Annotated in this window: 11 protein-coding genes and 1 pseudogene; 7 read left to right on the top strand and 5 right to left on the bottom strand. The window is 53.5% G+C overall.

Translation table 11 applies throughout. The features are described 5' to 3' along the window. Positions 1–2: 2 nt before the first annotated feature. The 3 genes from EL645_RS41810 to EL645_RS34710 are packed head-to-tail and all read right to left on the bottom strand — an operon-like array spanning position 3 to position 8,181. Positions 3–509, bottom strand: a complete 507-nt coding sequence (locus EL645_RS41810; RefSeq protein ID WP_218032197.1) for a DUF8741 domain-containing protein — start codon at positions 507–509, stop codon at positions 3–5. Beyond that, positions 509–2,905, bottom strand: a complete 2,397-nt coding sequence (locus EL645_RS34715) for a helicase-related protein (protein WP_218032196.1) — start codon at positions 2,903–2,905, stop codon at positions 509–511. The genes EL645_RS41810 and EL645_RS34715 overlap by 1 nt, the downstream gene beginning before the upstream one ends. After that, positions 2,902–8,181: a DEAD/DEAH box helicase family protein gene (locus tag EL645_RS34710; RefSeq protein WP_126557006.1), complete on the bottom strand. Its 5,280-nt coding sequence runs from the start codon at positions 8,179–8,181 to the stop codon at positions 2,902–2,904. The genes EL645_RS34715 and EL645_RS34710 overlap by 4 nt, the downstream gene beginning before the upstream one ends. 209 nt (positions 8,182–8,390) lie before the next feature. Between EL645_RS34710 and EL645_RS34705 the strand changes: the two genes are divergently transcribed. From EL645_RS34705 to EL645_RS34695, 4 genes and pseudogenes are all read left to right on the top strand, one after another. Continuing rightward, the gene (locus tag EL645_RS34705) at positions 8,391–9,770 is read left to right on the top strand and encodes an McrB family protein (protein ID WP_126557005.1); all 1,380 of its coding nucleotides are present in this window, start codon (positions 8,391–8,393) and stop codon (positions 9,768–9,770) included. Beyond that, a complete protein-coding gene (locus EL645_RS34700) occupies positions 9,745–11,139 on the top strand; it encodes a DUF2357 domain-containing protein (RefSeq protein WP_126557004.1) in 1,395 nt (464 codons plus the stop codon). The genes EL645_RS34705 and EL645_RS34700 overlap by 26 nt, the downstream gene beginning before the upstream one ends. Continuing rightward, a pseudogene (locus EL645_RS46035) lies at positions 11,139–11,204 on the top strand (hypothetical protein); the annotation flags it as partial. The gene EL645_RS34700 and the pseudogene EL645_RS46035, both read left to right, overlap by 1 nt. A 9-nt stretch (positions 11,205–11,213) precedes the next feature. Next, positions 11,214–11,465: a hypothetical protein gene (locus EL645_RS34695; protein ID WP_371865808.1), complete on the top strand. Its 252-nt coding sequence runs from the start codon at positions 11,214–11,216 to the stop codon at positions 11,463–11,465. Positions 11,466–11,703: 238 nt separating this feature from the next. Here the strand turns inward: EL645_RS34695 and EL645_RS34690 are convergent, their stop codons facing one another. Next, positions 11,704–12,417 (bottom strand): hypothetical protein, encoded by a 714-nt coding sequence (locus EL645_RS34690; protein WP_136625347.1) that lies wholly within the window; start codon positions 12,415–12,417, stop codon positions 11,704–11,706. A gap of 150 nt (positions 12,418–12,567) precedes the next feature. Between EL645_RS34690 and EL645_RS34685 the strand changes: the two genes are divergently transcribed. After that, complete coding sequence (locus tag EL645_RS34685; RefSeq protein WP_126557001.1) at positions 12,568–12,948, top strand: winged helix-turn-helix transcriptional regulator; 381 nt, start codon at positions 12,568–12,570, stop codon at positions 12,946–12,948. 23 nt (positions 12,949–12,971) lie between these two features. Continuing rightward, positions 12,972–13,619, top strand: coding sequence for a DUF7002 family protein (locus EL645_RS34680; protein WP_126557000.1), 648 nt, complete (start codon positions 12,972–12,974; stop codon positions 13,617–13,619). Positions 13,620–13,647: 28 nt separating this feature from the next. On the opposite strand, the gene EL645_RS34675 is transcribed toward EL645_RS34680, so the two are convergent. Beyond that, positions 13,648–14,889 carry an MFS transporter gene (locus tag EL645_RS34675; RefSeq protein ID WP_161977932.1) on the bottom strand — a complete coding sequence of 414 codons (1,242 nt, stop codon included), beginning with the start codon at positions 14,887–14,889 and terminating at the stop codon, positions 13,648–13,650. Positions 14,890–15,550: 661 nt separating this feature from the next. Here EL645_RS34675 and EL645_RS34665 point away from each other — a divergent pair. Further along, positions 15,551–16,156 carry a dihydrofolate reductase family protein gene (locus tag EL645_RS34665; RefSeq protein WP_126556997.1) on the top strand — a complete coding sequence of 202 codons (606 nt, stop codon included), beginning with the start codon at positions 15,551–15,553 and terminating at the stop codon, positions 16,154–16,156. Positions 16,157–16,240: the final 84 nt, after the last annotated feature.

Genomic DNA, 16,240 nt, shown 5'->3' with positions numbered 1-16,240 from the left:
GTTTAGCCTTGCATTGGCAGATAGACATAGACACCCAGCACATCGGGGGGCAACTGCGGCTCAACCGCGACATTGCGCACACTCAAGGATGAGGCACGACGCACGCGCCGATGCGCATCCTTTAAGATCGCGCCCCGCTCAAAGGCCAGCTCCCGCAAATGCGGAGCCAGATGTTCTTGATAGCCATTGAGCACCTGCTTCAAGAAATGTTGAATCTGGACAGCCGCAAGATTGGCTTCTGATGTAGCAGAGAGCAGGGCCTCGATCGCCTGCTCATTGTCCAGCCAGCGGGCACTGGCGGGCATGCCTTCAAAGGCAAAAATCCGGCAATCCTCGGCCAGCAGCGGCTGCGCGTCACTCCCGGGACGTTGCGGAGTCGTAATATGGAAGCGCATACGCACCAGCAACAGCGTCGTCCGCGTTTGAACCTGCCTGGTCTTGATCACCCCACTACGGCGCGCCAGAGCGGGATTCTTCTCATCTGGCACGCTATCCAGCGAGGTATCCATCACATAACCTGCCAGGCCCTCAACCAGGGATGGGTACGCGTTAAATACACGGTTTCGGGCAAGCCGGGACGGCTAAAGCTGACCAGGAGATGCTTATCCTCCCCTTTGAGCGCATAGCGTTGCGCGCCAAGCGCATCCTTAACCGGCAACGGCACATCCTTCAGGCGATAATCCACGATCTCGCCATTAGCCGAGGTACTGACAAAGGCACGATAGGCCTGCAACACCTCGCTGGTAAACTTCGAGACATCGGTCGCGATACCGATCGCCGAGCGCACCGCCTCCAGCTCCTGCCGCACCTCATCCGTCTTCAGACTGTGATGGGCAAACAACGAGCGAGACACCTGCTCGCGCTCCGCCTCCACATCCCAGCGTTTAAACAGTTCATCGCGCTGCGTGTGGATCGGATTCTCAAAGCCCGGCAACTGCTGCTGCTCCGACAGATCCTCCTCATGGGTCAAGACGCTCTCAAACAGCGCCTCAACCACCTGCTCAGTATTCAGCGGCACCGGCACCGAGATCCCCAGCGTACTGCGAATCTTGCGATGTTTATTGATCAGCACATCGAGCACGATGCTATCCACAATATTGTTCTTGCCGTAGTAGGTCAGCACCCGCACCTTCGGATGCGCCTGCCCAAAGCGATCCACGCGCCCCTCACGCTGCTCATGTCGCGTCGGATTCCAGGACAGATCATAGTGAAAGACGGCGTTAAAATATTCCTGCAGGTTGATACCCTCACTCAAGCAGTCAGTACAGACCAGGACACGTTGGGGAGATTGCGCTAATTGCTCCACGCGCTGCTCACGCTCGGTTGGGGGCAGGACCCCGGTCACTGCCGCGATCTCAACCGTTTTAGGCAGAAACTTGCGTAGCTCCTGCGCCACATAGTCGGCCGTCGGAATAAAGCGGCAGAAGACGATCGGCTGATAACCATCCTTAACCATCTGCCCGATCAGCGCCATGGCCTGCTGCAGCTTGGCATCCTTCGCACCCTGCAGCGACTCAGCTTCGCGGGCCATCGCCAGCAGGCGCTGCCGCGTCTTCTTCTCACTCCCGCCAGTAGCATCATCATCATCAAAATCACTGCCCGGCGTAATGTCGATACCCTCGGTCGTATCGCTATCCGTCAGATCCAGCACGGTACGCCGTCCAATGGCATCGGCCTCCGACTCACTCTCAGCCCCCGCGACCTGGGCGCGATTGCGCAGGGTCGTAGCGGCCGCAGCCGGACTTGAGGCCATCGAGCGCAAGAGCGCCAGCACCGACCACCAGCGCACCCGCTGATGTCCACGTCCCCCACTGGTATCCTGCACCGTCTCGCGCGCATAGCTCATAATGCGATCAACCAGGCGACGATACTCTGGCGTCAAAATATAATGCTTCTCAGCGTCATCACGGCCAGGAAACGGCGTCTCTAGCTGCGTCTCCTGTTTCAGAAACGCCTGGATATCAGCACGGCGGCGCTGCACAAAATGCTCCGCCAGCTGCTGGCGATACTTCTCATTCTGCCGCCCGCTCAGATTGTCCGGGAGCTGCTTAAAATCCTCATCCAACAAGGTCAATAAAGAACGGAAGGCCTCCTCATCACCACTATGCGGGGTCGCCGTCACCAGGATCAAGTGGCGCTCTTTACGCGCAGCCAGACTGGTCAGCAACTGATAGCGCTGGTGCCGCCCACCACGGGCCTCATTGGAAAAGGCACAGGTATGGGCCTCATCCACAATCACCAGGTCAGGGCAGGCATCCACAAACTCGGCGCGCCGCTTATCGGCCTTAATAAAATCAATCGAAATAATCACAAAGGGATAATGCTGGAACAGCGACTCATCCTGACGGCAGTGGCGCTCCAACTGCGCCGCCGTACTGGATAGCACCAGGACCGCATCGATATGAAACTTCTCCTGCAACTCTGCCTGCCACTGTTCCGCCAGGTGTGGTGGACACAAGACCGCCAGGCGATCAACCTCACGCCGATCCAGCAGCTCACGCGCAATCAGGCCAGCCTCGACGGTCTTACCGATACCCACATCATCAGCAATCAACAAGCGCACCGGGTCCAGGCGCAACGCCATCAGCAACGGGACCAGCTGATAGGGGCGAGGCTCCACAGCGATATGCGCGAACGAGCGAAAAGGTCCGGCACTCGACCGGAAGCCCAGACGCACCGCATCGCGCAGCAGGCGGCAGGAACGATAATCCCCCCACTGCGTCGGATCAGGCAACTCAAACTGAGCGGGCACAACAGACGCTCCCTCTAGCGGCAAAAAGATCCCCGCAACCTCCTCATCCGTCCCACCAAGCGGTCGCACAATCAGCATCTCCTCATCAGACTCCGGCAAGACCACCCACTCACGTCCCCGCGCCTTGACCAGCGAACCAACCGCGTACATCATGCATCCCTCCTGAATAGATCCGCGTACTCCGCGAACACAGCATCCCATTGCTCACGCGCGCCAAAGCGCACCACCATATAACCCGCGTTCTCTAATTTCTCAATCAGCTCGCCATCGCGCTCCCCGCGCTGCGGCTCATCCCCATCCACATAGACCGCCAGGGCACGGCCATCCTGGGTATACAAGAAATCGGGACACGTCGATGTATTGGGGACCGCGCAATGATGCTGGTCAGGCGACACAAACTGGCGCGCTTGCGCCTGCGTCAGCCACTCCTGCTCAAGCGCCGAAAGCCCGGCCTCGACCGTAATCAGCTCACTAGCCTCAATCGCGGGCGTACTGCCAGTCAGGCGTTGCAGGTACGGCTTGATTGATTGCCGATCCAGGAAGCGATGATCCTTCTGATTGGCATAGGTCATCAGACAGTGATAGCAGGCGGCAACACACTCCTCCAAAGCCCGATCAGCCTTGCCATAGTCCACGCCAGTCTGCGGATCAAAATGGCACAGACCTAGCGCGACTGCGGCCACCTCGGCCACCGCTAACGGAGCATCGATCAACTGGCGCAAGACACCCGCACCACCCTCCGAAGCCTCATAGAACAAAATCATGCTCCGTTTTTTCGCATCCGGTAGCGGCTCAGCCGCCAGCTCATTATCCTCAAGCTGGAAACGCACCTGGATGGCATTCTTCAAGGCCGCCTGCAGCGAGATCAGCTGGGTAGCATTCAACGAGACCAGCGGCTCAAATAGCAGACAGTTACGGGTATCCTCAACGTAGGGAATCACACGCAGCCGACTGCCCGACATCGCATCGCCTGGATCATCCGCCGACTCATCATCCTTGCCCCAATAACCGCGCTCGGTATCCAGTACAAAACCATGCACATCTTTATCTTTGCGGCGCGCCGGGCCAAGGTTGATGCGCCACAAGGAAGCAGCCTGCCCATAGGTTAATCTAGCGATGCGCTCACCCTGTTCATCCTCGACATAGGCCACAAAAAACGAGGGCTTGCCATCACGGCGATTAGGGAAACGTACACCGGTGCGAATATCATAGCCCTGCCGCTGGCGCTCCTCCTCATCAGAATTAATCTTGTCCCGGCGCCGGGTCGAAACATTCTGCAATCTGTAGAGGGTGGTCAACGTCGAAAGCTTGTCATGCTTACAGCGCGCACAGACATCTACCGAGCGGGTCGTATCCAGTGGATGAAGATAGCCACAGCGCTCACACTGCTTGATAGAGCTGGTCAGCACCCCCGAGCGATCCTCACGCACCGAGAGGATGGAGCGATTGATAATATAGCGCGACCCTTCGTGGTAGACGATCGCCCGCGGAGCGAACTCCGAGATCGCCAGGAAACGGGGGCGCGAAAGATACTCATCCCGCTGTTTAGCCCGACGCGCCGGAATATAGGCCGAGAGCGGCAGGCGCGGGAAATTATAACCAGGCAAAAAGCCCTCGCTGGCAAAGTAGCGATAGCTATAGAACTCCGAGAACTCAATACGCTCGGAAGAACTACTGGCCGTCAGCAGCTCCAACTGAGCCTCTGCCTCTGAGCGCAGACGTTTGGCTTTTTGCTTATCCTCTTCACTACGTGAGGCATCACGGATAATACCATTTTGTGTATCGCGCTGCGCCTGGGCCGCACGATACAGTCCACGCCAGCGATCGGCAGCGGCATCAAAGCTCTGCTCGATCGTATCCAATTGCACCTGCACCCAATCAGGGGTAAACCAGGGAGCAGTCTCCTCGGTCAAATCATTGGCCAGGGTCTGCAAGACCCGGCGAGCATGCAAAATGGCCCGCTGGCGCGCTGGAAGATCACGCAGGGCATGCAGAATCAGCGGCTGCAACTCCAAACTCGGCTCATCCCCCTCCACATCCAACAAATCCTTCAGCGACTCACCGAGCGAGAGATTGGTTTCCGCCAACCAGATCGCATACACATGGGCGCGCAACAGATCCTCATTCGTTAAATCCAGTCGCGGCGGGCTGACCGCGCCACTGACCATATTGCCGGGGTGTTGAAAGAAATATTGATCGTGCGAGCTACCGGTAGAACAATAGGAGAAGACCAGGGCGGGCTGTCCACTGCGCCCGGCACGCCCACTGCGCTGCGCGTAATTGGCTGGTGTCGGCGGCACATTGCGCATATTCACCACATTGAGCTCGGCGATATCCACACCCAGTTCCATCGTCGGTGAACAATAGAGGATCGGCAGCTCATTGGCGCGAAACGCATTCTCGCGCTCCTCGCGCCGTTCCGCCGGTACCTGAGCCGTGTGCTCGGCCGCATGCAGATCCTCCATCCGCTGGAGGTCGTCCGCATTATCCTGATAAAATTGCAAGAAAAATTGATTGACACGTTTCTCCGGCAAATCCGGGAGGTTCGGCGTGCGCAAAGGATCATGATAGGGCTCAGTCCCATCGCCGGCATACCAGATAATCGAGGACGCCGCGAGCTGGTAACCACCAACCGAAGTATCTTCTGTCTCCGGCTCCCCATTTTTGCCTTTTCCTTTCGGGCGGGGCGGTCGCACCTCCTCAACCAGATCCGCCGTTGACAAGGCCGAGAGCAGATCCCTGATCACTTTCTGCGTCTCGTCTGCTTTGAGGGAAAGATCAAAGCCACGCAGAATCGCGCGCACATAGCGGCCATAGCTACTCAAGCCAGAGAGGTAGCGCTCACTGCGATCATCCTCTTTGCCACGCGAGCGAGGATACAAACGGGTCGCATACAGCAGTTCCTCATTTTCATCCAACCCCCACGGAGTAATCAGGTGTTGGCTACTCTGCTGCTTAAACTCGGACTGCCGGGTATCATCCAGATAATCCACCCGGATCGCCAGTTCGCGCCGCATATGATCCAGCAGCGTACGGCAGAGCCGATAACGAGCCTGTACCGGAATTGTCCGCAGCACCTCATGATATTGCTGCCACAGCTCCTGATCCTCACAGACCTCGCGTAGATCCTGATATTCAATGCGCAACAAGCCACACTGTTCCAGATTGGGAGAAGTGATACGCCAGCCGCGCCGCAGATCCAGATAGAGCCGATAACCCAGGATATTGCGCAACGCCTGCTCGGTCTTAATCTTTGCGCTATATTTAGCCTCAGGATTGACCGCATACTTATCAGGGCTCAATTGTAGCGCATCAAAAACCTTCTGCGTCAAAGTATCATGCTGAATACCAGCGGCCCCAGCCTTCTTGACGGCACAATACAAGGCCGAGCGCAGCTGACCGATCTCAACAAAATCATTGAAGTGACCGGCCTGCAAAGAGGCATCCTGGCGATTATCGGTAAAGCTCAACATCTTGGCGGCCATCTGTAAAGCATCGCCGTGCTCCTGCGCCTCACGCAAATGCCGGATCGCCGACAAACTCAGGATCGTCGTCGCGGTACTGCGCCCCTCCGAGCTCAACTCGGTCAGCTTCTCAAAGTCATTGTCGATATAAGTGCTATAGGAAACGCCACAATGCAGACAGAAACGGAACGGGGCCGGCACAAAATGGCAGAGCATCCCCTCGTCGTCATCAGTTTCCAGTACCTGCCCCGCAGGATTGACATAATAGGGTTGTGGCACATTCTTGCGCATGGAAGAAGAGATCAAACGCTCCTTACCATTGCGGATCTCTTTCCACTCACCGGGCACCCTGGCCAGAATACCATCGGAGTCAGCCGGCCATTGCTCCTGGTCATTCTGCGAGAAATACAAGAAACCAGGAATACCAACCAGCGAATTTTTATCGCTGACGATCCCATCGCCGGTATAGCGCAACTGATCCTGCACATCGCGCTCGATAAACGAATGCTCATCCTGCCAGCGCACCGAGTAATACTCCTGACCACAGGCGCGGCAGAAAACCAGGGGGAAAAGGACCCGCTCGCGTCCACCAGGCGCGAATTGTTGCCGCTGCAACGTAATATGGCGAGCGGGATCGAGCTCCAGCGTACTATAGACCGTATCACCTTTACTGATAAACTGATGCAGACGGAAAGCAAACGGAGCCCGTCCGGTCAAAGGGCTGCGGATCTTCTCATTTCCAGACAACAAGCCCTGGGTGATGGCCTCGATACATTGCTGCTCAGACTCGCCCGTTGCCCGTTGCAGCAAGGCAGCCGCACTCTCGGACTCTCCTGTCCCGGTAATACGCAGCGGCTTCTTACGACCCAACCGTCCATCCGTTTGCCGCTGCACCCCAAAGGTGCTCTCAATCCAGATCGAGAGCGGATCATGCTGGAACTCGCTATAGTTCTGCGGCTGCGACTGTTGATAGTGCGCCACCCGTTGCGTGAGCGCACGCTGAAAAGCAGGGGAAGCCTCATCAACCTCATCAGTAACGCGCACCAGGGTCTCACCGATCACATGATCGGGCTGGACCTCACAGCCAAAGATACGCGAAGCCATCGTCGAAACTTCCTGCCGCTGCTGCGCATAGGTGCCCGCACCCGCCAGCGTAGCCGAGGTACCAATACACTGCAACTCTGCCCCCCTGGCGGTCAGCCGATCCCGCACCCGGCGCACCAGCAGCGCCACATCGGCCCCCTGACGACCACGATACGTATGCAGCTCATCCAGGACCAGGAAGCGCAACTGTGCATTCTGCATCAGGCGCCGCTCGCGTAAACGCGTCAACACCAGTTCCAGCATCACATAATTGGTCAACAAAATATCGGGGGGATGCGCAATAATCTCCTCGCGCTCACTCTGTCGCTCCTGGCCGGTATAGCGCCGAAACGTCACCTCACGAGCAGAGTCAGGGAAATTGAATTGGATATACTTATTTAGCTCACCAAGCTGACTATTGGCCAGCGCATTCATCGGATAGACCACAATGGCCTTAATGCCCGGCTGCTCAGGATGGCGCAGCACATAATCCACGATAGGAATAATATAGGAAAGGCTTTTACCCGAACCTGTACCAGTCGTCAAAACATAGCTCTGCCCCTCGCGGGCCACCCGAATCGCCTCATCCTGATGCGTATGCAGGCGCAAAGGCTCACCTTGAGGATGCTCCTCATCCTTGCCACGGCGAAAGATACGAGCACAGGCCGGATGCAAAATCCCTTCAGCCACCAACTCATCAATCGTATGGCCCGGTTCAAAGACTGGATTCAACTGAATCAATGGATCAGGCCAGAGCATACTGTTATGAAACAATTCATTTTGTACATATTCACGAATGCGGGGAGTTCTAATTTGAATAAAGCTTTTAATATAGGAAGAATAATCATCAATAAGTTGTCGACGTAGATCAAAAATATTCATCGCAAAACCTCGTTGAGGAAACACAACAATGTTTACGCATTATAACTAGCACTTTCAGCATTGTCAACAAATACAAGTTGAGTCAAAAAGACACTTTTTACTTGACTTTTCCCTGTAATTACAGTAAAGTGAGAAAACAATATTGAAACCTATCAGGTTGCTCATTTTGCTTATAATTCCATATATTCAATTTCATAGAAAGCTGGGATATGAGTAAATCCTATCTCTTATTTCTCTCTTCACCCTCCATCCCCAGACACATCTCAGCACAGCAGTCACGCCTCCTGCTGAATCAGCATGCCACGCACCTGCAGGTTGGAGATAGTATCCTACTGGTTCAAGATCAGGTAGAAAAAACCATTTTGCCGGTCGTTTATACTGTCGAGGCACAGAACCGTGGCACAGGTGCGCTCACACTGAAGCGAGATGAGATTTACAACCAAACGATAAAGCTGGCTGACATTGCCACAATCCCTTCCCTTCAGCGCTATGCTGTCCAGAACAGCACACAACAATTGACAGAAAGCGACCTTACGTTTGTGACAAAGACAATGATGGGTGGAGGCAGGATGGAAGAAAGATCACTACTCAATGCAATTGCAGCTTATATTGCAGAACGAGGCTATTACTTTGAACGCGAAACGCTCGACAATTATCATATCTGTCTGAAGACCAGGCCTTTTGCTATACTGGCTGGACTCTCAGGCACGGGAAAATCCAAGCTCTCGCAGCTCTACGCCGAGGCACTGGGCCATAAAAAACAGTATCTGCGCCTGCCCGTCAGTCCCAACTGGTATAGCGACCAGGCCCTACTCGGCTATTTTGATACCATCAGTGGCCAATACATCACAGAGCAAGCAGCAGACTTTATCCTCAAAGCCAACCAGGACTCAGGTAACTTGTATTTCCTCTGCCTCGACGAAATGAACCTGGCCCATGTCGAACACTACTTCTCACAATTTTTGAGCGCCATGGAAGAGGATGATCCCGAAGAGCGTACCGTGCGCTTGATGGGAGACAATATATACCAGCGATTGGAAGAAAAAGGAAGCTTGCAGCCAACCCTCCAATTACCCACCAATCTCTTTTTTACTGGAACCATCAATGTTGACGAAACCACAAAGTCCATCAGCGACAAAGTTATCGACCGGGCCAACACACTGGAGTTCTTCAGCGTTGACCTGGAGAAAGCACCCCTGCCAGCTGAGATCCCGCCCTCGCCACTCAACATCTCAGCCTATACCTGGCAAAGTTATGTCAGCACCCAACGAGATACCACCTTTCGGCCACAGCTGATCGAGATCAGTAAAATACTCAACCGCGCCGACCTGGGCCTGGGTTTCCGTATCCTGCACGACATTGAGCGCTACATAGCAAACAGTAAGGATCTGCTAGAGCCAATCGTCGCCTTTGACCTCCAGGTCAAGCAGCGCATCCTCCCCCGTGTACGCGGCACCGAAACCATCAAGAAAAACATAGACGAACTCCATACCTTTGCCCACAACAACGGTCTTACCCGTACCGCAAATCGTCTGGATGAAATGAAATACAGGTTACAACGCGATGGCTACACCAGTTTCTGGCGCTAACAGCTGGCTCTCAATCCAGGGACGCCTGATATTTTTTCGTCCCGAAGAAGAAAACCAGCACTTCGAACTAAAAGAATACGGAGACTACACCATCAAGGTCACTCCGTATGCTCCTGAGGATGTCTCGCTCTACCTGGATGATGAAAAAGTGGAGAGCGAACATTATGGTCTGTGGAAATTTAATCCAACCCATTATGCGGGACTGTATAAAGTGACCGCTAAAGCACCTGGACAGCCAGATCAAGAGACCTGGCTGCGTGTTTTTCCCCACAAATTCACACAAAAGGCCTACGAATATATGAAAGAAGAGCTCAGCCGGACCGCGATCGACCTGCTCTTTCATCTCAATTCCCCGGCCCTGGAACGCGCCAACTATACATCCCATACCCGAGAGACCTCGGCCCTGCATGACTACCAGCAGGTACGCAGGATTATCGGAGAGATGCGCGACATTATATTGCGTATTCGCCTGGCACCACACACCACCCTGCATACCGAACTTGTACAACAGAAACTGCAACAGCTCAGACGCTTCTCACCCGAAATGCAGCCTGTAGCAGGGGCGAGAGTACCCATACCTGCGCGCAACGGCCAGGCAGCGCGATCCATCCCCCACGAATGGATGACCCGGCGCTCATACCTGAGCTATGATAGCTACGAGAACCGACTGCTTAAACACTTTATCAAACAACAACTGCTCCCTAAACTTGGTAGCATACAAGAGCGAGCCGAGCAAGAGAAAGAAAAAGTTAAAGACACCTATAACCGTTACCATAATAAAGAAGACCAGCAACTCATGGGCAGGCTAGGCCAGGCTATCGAGAAATGCAAAGAGATGAGGCAGAGCTGCCTGTATTGGACCAATGAGCTATTTTTGCAAGCGGCCCAACCGCTCGGCATACCCGGACAGGCTACCCAGGTCCTACAAAAAGATCCCGCCTATAGCCGCTTTTATCGTCTCTATCTACAATTTCAGCAGCGCCTCCAGACCACAATCGAGACCGAAAAATATATCACTGCCATCTCCCTCAGAAGGGTCAGCGCCCTCTATGAAATGTGGAGCATTTTTGGTGTCACACGCCTGGTCACCGATATCATGGAAAAAGAGGGCTACCAGATGACCGCCAATAGCACATTTGAAATCACCGAAAACCTCTTCCACTTCAGCGTCAAAACCAACACCGCCAGCATCGTCCTGGAAAAAGGCGACGCCCGTATAGAAATCAAATATGAACCCTATTATCACAACATAGCCGAGCGGGGCCTCAAGCTCCCGGCTATCGTCTCCACGACAATCAATGGAGGTCATCTCACACCAGACATGGCCATCGAGGTATATAAAGGAGGAGAACCACAAACCGCGTCTTAATCTTCGACGCCAAATATCGCTGGAAACGCCGTGGCACGAACACTTTCGTACCTAATCCAGATGATATGGATACCATGCATAAATACTACAATAGTATCCAGTATAAGCGATCCGCACCCACATCCACCACACTCCGATCGAGAGGAACCATACCACCACCGTTTGTCAGTAGCGCCTACAGCATCTATCCCGGCAACAAAATACATACCCAGGATAATGATCGCATAGGGGCCCTCCCTTTCTTTCCCAACATCTCAGAAGGCCGCCTCCACGACATCCAGGAAAAACTCAAAGACCTCCTCTACTACGCCTACGTGATCGACTAATAACCCTTTGGGACAAAGCTGCTCGCGTCCCCCGGAAGGTTCGTAGCTAACGTCTGGTAGATACCTCTCAAGAACGCTTTGTAACCAGGTTCGCCTATGATACCCAGGAGGCTTTCGAGACTAGACTGCAAGCCCCAGAGATAGTTGAGCGTGCCGGCATCGCAGGTGGTGCTTCGCTGTTCGCAGCGACCGGAAAACAAACAGTCATTCTGGAAGGCTACCTACCGTTTACCACCTATTAGCCTTGCTTTATTTGGTGGAATGCATAATTTCTTCTAAAGAATATCGCCAGTAATAACAGGCACCCTGGAACGGTAATCGCCCACGGTATCCCCCCTAAGAGCAATATAGGCACAGAGAAGGTCGGGGAGAAATAGGATATGACAAACAGTGGTGTGATTAAACCGTTGGCGAGGAAAAACGCCCTCATCCAGTGTTGTAAACCATATTTCTTAAAGACGGGAAACGCAAACAGGGTCGCCAGATTCAAAAAAACATAACCCAATCCATCTACGTCCCAAAAGAGCGAATGGGGCGTTTGATTGAGAAGGCTCAGAGCACCTACAGTCCCCTGCTGATTGTCAAAGGTCCAGGAGAAGCCTGCCGGTATCACTGTTGTGAGTTGGACAACGTAATTGAGCGTATTGTATGTTGTATAAATGACGGCAAAGGCGACCGCTGCATGGGTCCAGAACTTCTTCTCCGCTGGAACTGTATAGTGGAGGGCGAGCATAGCAATCAGGAATGGGGTCGCGATAATGAGCGAAAACACAAAGGCGATGATTGAGTCCTGCAAAGGAGTCACCACCTTGAAAATCTGCAGGGGGACGCTCACGATATAACCAATTGCCCCAATGAGCGCGACTAGAGCTGCCCAAAATCCAATTTTACTAGCGTGTCTCGCACTCGTGTCCAGCTCTCTCAACGTTTTGGCCTGTGTTTCTTTTGACATTCCTCTCAATCCTTTCAGGACGGCAAGGACGAATGATTCCCTCGCGTTCCTGTGATAGCCGATTATCAGCCGGCTTGACGCAAGCATACCAGTGCGCTATCTTTAACACAAGAACGCACAAAAAAGGTAGATACTATCCTGGAGGAAAGTATGGGAACACAGCTAGAAGATCGCTTCTTTCAATGTCCAGTCGATGCTGGATTGGCATTAATGGCTGGAAAGTGGAAGCCACGTATTTTATGGAAATTGTATCGCTACCAGACTATGCGGTTTGGTCAGTTTAAAAGGATGTTACCCGATATTACCGATAAGATGCTCACACAGCAGTTACGTGAATTGGAAGCGGATGGGCTGATTACGCGAAAGGTATATCCTGTTGTTCCTCCCAAAGTCGAGTACACGCTCTCCATCTTTGGCAAGACGCTCGAACCAGTGATCGCAGCCATCGCGACCTGGGGAGAAACGCATGAACAGGAGATTCGATCACGCTTAGAATCACACGACGTTGCTCTGCAAGAAAAATTATCTTGAGGCCAGAAAGACAATACAGAGAAATGATTCAGCTTACCTCTCTCTACCATATGGCTGAAGCCGCCAATTGGCCTGCGATCCAGCGCGACGGCTTGCACAGCGCCAGCACCCTTCTGGGCCTCGCAGGCATCCTCGGAGAGGACCGGGAACGATTAGAAAAGCACCAGCGATTGACGCATACCGAACTACCGAATGGCGTTCAACTACGGGATCAGCGTCCCATGCCTTCGACGGCACTGGCAAGTTGCTTGATCGGCATCTCCCCATCCGAATGGTACGCTCTTATCAATGCCCGCGTCTTCTTCTGGCTCGACCCGGCGCGACTCAATCGACAGCGAGCCGCCTGTGGTCCCCGCCCGCAGGTGGTCTTGACCGTGGATGCGAGCAAGCTCGTGGCGGCCTATGCCGAGAAGATTGCCGTCACCCCGATCAATAGCGGGAATGCTCGCCGCCGTCCGGCCAGGCGGGGAGCGGCAACCTTCGTTCCCTACGCGGCATGGGCCACATCTGCCTGGGCCAGTGAAGCAGCAAGCTTAGGCACCCCGATACGGCCATCGTCGCATTCTCCCGTGGAACTGACCGTAGCTGGATCGATTCTGGATATCATGCACTTCGTTGTCGGGGTGCAGCAGTTGGCACCAGATCAACTGTTCACGCCAGTCCATAGTTGATCTGGTGTTTGCTTCATGCCCTCTAAGTTTATTTATAGGCATCCTCCTTTGAGGCGATGATCAGCTCTTTCTGTGTAACTGCTAATACGCCGATTTCTCGGGCCAGATAGCTCCAGAAGGCAAGCAGAATGAGGACAAGGAGAAGCAGATACGGCATGAGCGTCCAGATGCCTTGAAACTGAGCAAGAATTCCCGCAAGCCAGGGCAAGACAGAGAGACCGCTGATGCTCACACTCACAAGTACACCTATTGCGCTGGGGACGAGGCGCTCTGGGACGAGTTTGGGGACGAGAGCGATGGTCATTGGATAAACGGGGGCTAAGCTGAGGCCGAGAAGACAGAAGCCAATGCCTGTCAGAATGCCAAACGGTATCAACCACGTGATCAGCAGGCTTAAGATCGCACCACCGATCAATATGTACATGAGTGTGGTCACGCTGACCCTTTTGCGTTCAGCCAGCGGTTGGATCAGGAAACGCCCTAGTGTCAGGCCAAGGCCAAAGCCACTGATAATCCAGCCTGCCGCGAGAGACCCGAACGCATGGGTATCCACAAGATAGGTGTATCCCCAACTACCGGCACAGATTTCCACGCCTGAATACACCAGCAGAAAAAGTGCGCTAAGCCAGACCAGGCGCCGAGTGAGCACTCCCCGAAAGGCAGGGCGTTGAGTCGAAGCCTGTTCTTGAGAAGGGCCTTTTTCAGCGGCAGGAACACCCAGGAAGAACACAGTGCCGCCGAGTTGCAGCAGGACGAGAGAGGCCAGCACCACATAGATGATGTTCCATCCCCAATGCAGGGCGAGAATGCCTGTCGCTAGCAGCGGGCCAAAGATGGTGCCCACCACAAAGAAGGCATGCAAATAGTTGAGGAGCGACGTGCGCTGAGGAAGCGCACTGATAAAAATATTGAAGCCAGTCTCAATGATGCCAGTACCCAGGCCCATACAAACGTAGGAAATCTCCAGCAGCGCGAAAGGGACTTGAAGAATAAAGCCCACCATACTGAAAAGAAAGAGGGCGGTGCCTATGATCAAAAGCCAGCGCAAGCCCAATCGTTCGGCCAGCGGGCCACAGAAAAAAGAGGAGAGGGAATAGCTCAAGTATAAGACAAAAAACAAGGTACCCAGCACGGCATCACCCACATGATAATACATGCTCAGGCTTTTGAGAATGACGCCGCCGATACCAACGCTCAAGCCAACAAGAGCAAAACTGTAGAATGACAATCCGATGGAGAGGCGTGCAGATTTGGTTGAGAGATCTTTCATGTGGCGAAGAGATTTCCTTTTTGCATGCGTTTTTGTATGCGTGGCAGGCAAGAGTTCTATCATCCCATTCAGGGTTCCAGGCCACTTGACAACTCCGCGTATCTCGAATGGAACAGATGAGTTGGTTTAGGATCAATCAAAGAGCTTCCTCTTGCTCTCACGAGACAAGAGAACTGGTTGCCTGATACGCCACCATCCCATTACTGGATAATTTTCATTATATGATATTCTGGTAGAGTTTCGTAACAAATGTTCGACGATTTTTAGGTGAATGGTAGGAAAGCGATGCGAAACATGGGAATCGAGTTCGCAGACTGCCGTAAAAAGGCGAAAGTCAGCGGCCTGTTGCATGCACATGTTGTAAATTTCGTAGGACAGCGACTTCGTCAGTACCCATGCGAGGCTTTCGTCAAGCCAGGTCAGGCGCGTCGGCTGATCTTTCCCAGGCAAGCGTCGGGCTGAGAATTTGAGCAAGATGGGAGAAGATTTTTTCTTGATCTGCCAATAGAATAGATAGACGTGCAACTTGCAAGAAAATCTACGCTCTCCATCAGTCATGCCGAATGCAAGAGGGACTTGCAGGTAGTTTAATGTAAAAGGAAACACCGATGAACACACGTGATCAGCACCAATGGTCGCCAGATGTTGGAGGAACCCGGTCATGAGAAAAGTTATTGTACTCGAATTCATCACTCTTGATGGTGTCATACAAGCCGGAGGCGCGCCAGATGAAGATACCAGTGGTGGCTTCGCGTATGGCGGGTGGCAAGCTCCATATTCCGACGATGTTCTTGGAGCCGTCATGAAGAAGCAGATGAGTATGCCGTTTGATCTGTTGTTGGGGCGCAAAACCTTTGAAATTTGGGAACCCTACTGGCCGAAGCATGCCGACATATGGCCGGGCGCCATTACAGCGACCAAATACGTTGCCTCGAATACCATGACTTCTAGCGAATGGCAGCCCTCCGTGTTTTTAGGCGGAGACATTGCGGAAAAAGTCAGCCAACTCAAGCAGCAGGAAGGGCCGGACTTGCACGTTTACGGAAGTGCACATCTCGTTCAGACGCTCATGAAGCATGATTTGGTCGATGAGTTCTGGCTCAAGATCTACCCGCTGACGTTGGGCAGTGGAAAACGGTTGTTTGTCGATGGCACCATTCCAGCGGCGTTCAAGGTAACGGATAGCAAAGTCTCCCCAAATGGCATCATTATCGTGAATTACGAGCGTGCCGGCGCGATTACAACCGGATCGCTGTCCGGAAGCTGACATCCCTGAACAATCAAGCATTTCCAAAAAAATAGCATCTGAAAGAACTTGAAGAAAAACTGCGTCGCCTCGAACGCGAGAATG

This window comes from Dictyobacter kobayashii (assembly GCF_003967555.1).
Lineage (GTDB): Bacteria > Chloroflexota > Ktedonobacteria > Ktedonobacterales > Ktedonobacteraceae > Dictyobacter > Dictyobacter kobayashii.
The sequence above is the reverse complement of the archived record's forward strand: the minus strand, read 5'-3'. Positions and strand labels throughout refer to the sequence as shown.

Bases quoted from the DNA above. Each gene is read 5' to 3' on its own strand.
- EL645_RS34695 (WP_371865808.1), top strand. From the start codon at position 11,214: ATGCATAAATACTACAATAGTATCCAGTATAAGCGATCCGCACCCACA.
- EL645_RS34715 (WP_218032196.1), bottom strand. From the start codon at position 2,905: ATGATGTACGCGGTTGGTTCGCTGGTCAAGGCGCGGGGACGTGAGTGG.
- EL645_RS34680 (WP_126557000.1), top strand. From the start codon at position 12,972: ATGATTCAGCTTACCTCTCTCTACCATATGGCTGAAGCCGCCAATTGG.
- EL645_RS34710 (WP_126557006.1), bottom strand. From the start codon at position 8,181: ATGAATATTTTTGATCTACGTCGACAACTTATTGATGATTATTCTTCC.
- EL645_RS34690 (WP_136625347.1), bottom strand. From the start codon at position 12,417: ATGTCAAAAGAAACACAGGCCAAAACGTTGAGAGAGCTGGACACGAGT.
- EL645_RS34675 (WP_161977932.1), bottom strand. From the start codon at position 14,889: ATGAAAGATCTCTCAACCAAATCTGCACGCCTCTCCATCGGATTGTCA.
- EL645_RS34700 (WP_126557004.1), top strand. From the start codon at position 9,745: ATGGCTACACCAGTTTCTGGCGCTAACAGCTGGCTCTCAATCCAGGGA.
- EL645_RS34685 (WP_126557001.1), top strand. From the start codon at position 12,568: ATGGGAACACAGCTAGAAGATCGCTTCTTTCAATGTCCAGTCGATGCT.
- EL645_RS41810 (WP_218032197.1), bottom strand. From the start codon at position 509: ATGGATACCTCGCTGGATAGCGTGCCAGATGAGAAGAATCCCGCTCTG.
- EL645_RS34665 (WP_126556997.1), top strand. From the start codon at position 15,551: ATGAGAAAAGTTATTGTACTCGAATTCATCACTCTTGATGGTGTCATA.
- EL645_RS34705 (WP_126557005.1), top strand. From the start codon at position 8,391: ATGAGTAAATCCTATCTCTTATTTCTCTCTTCACCCTCCATCCCCAGA.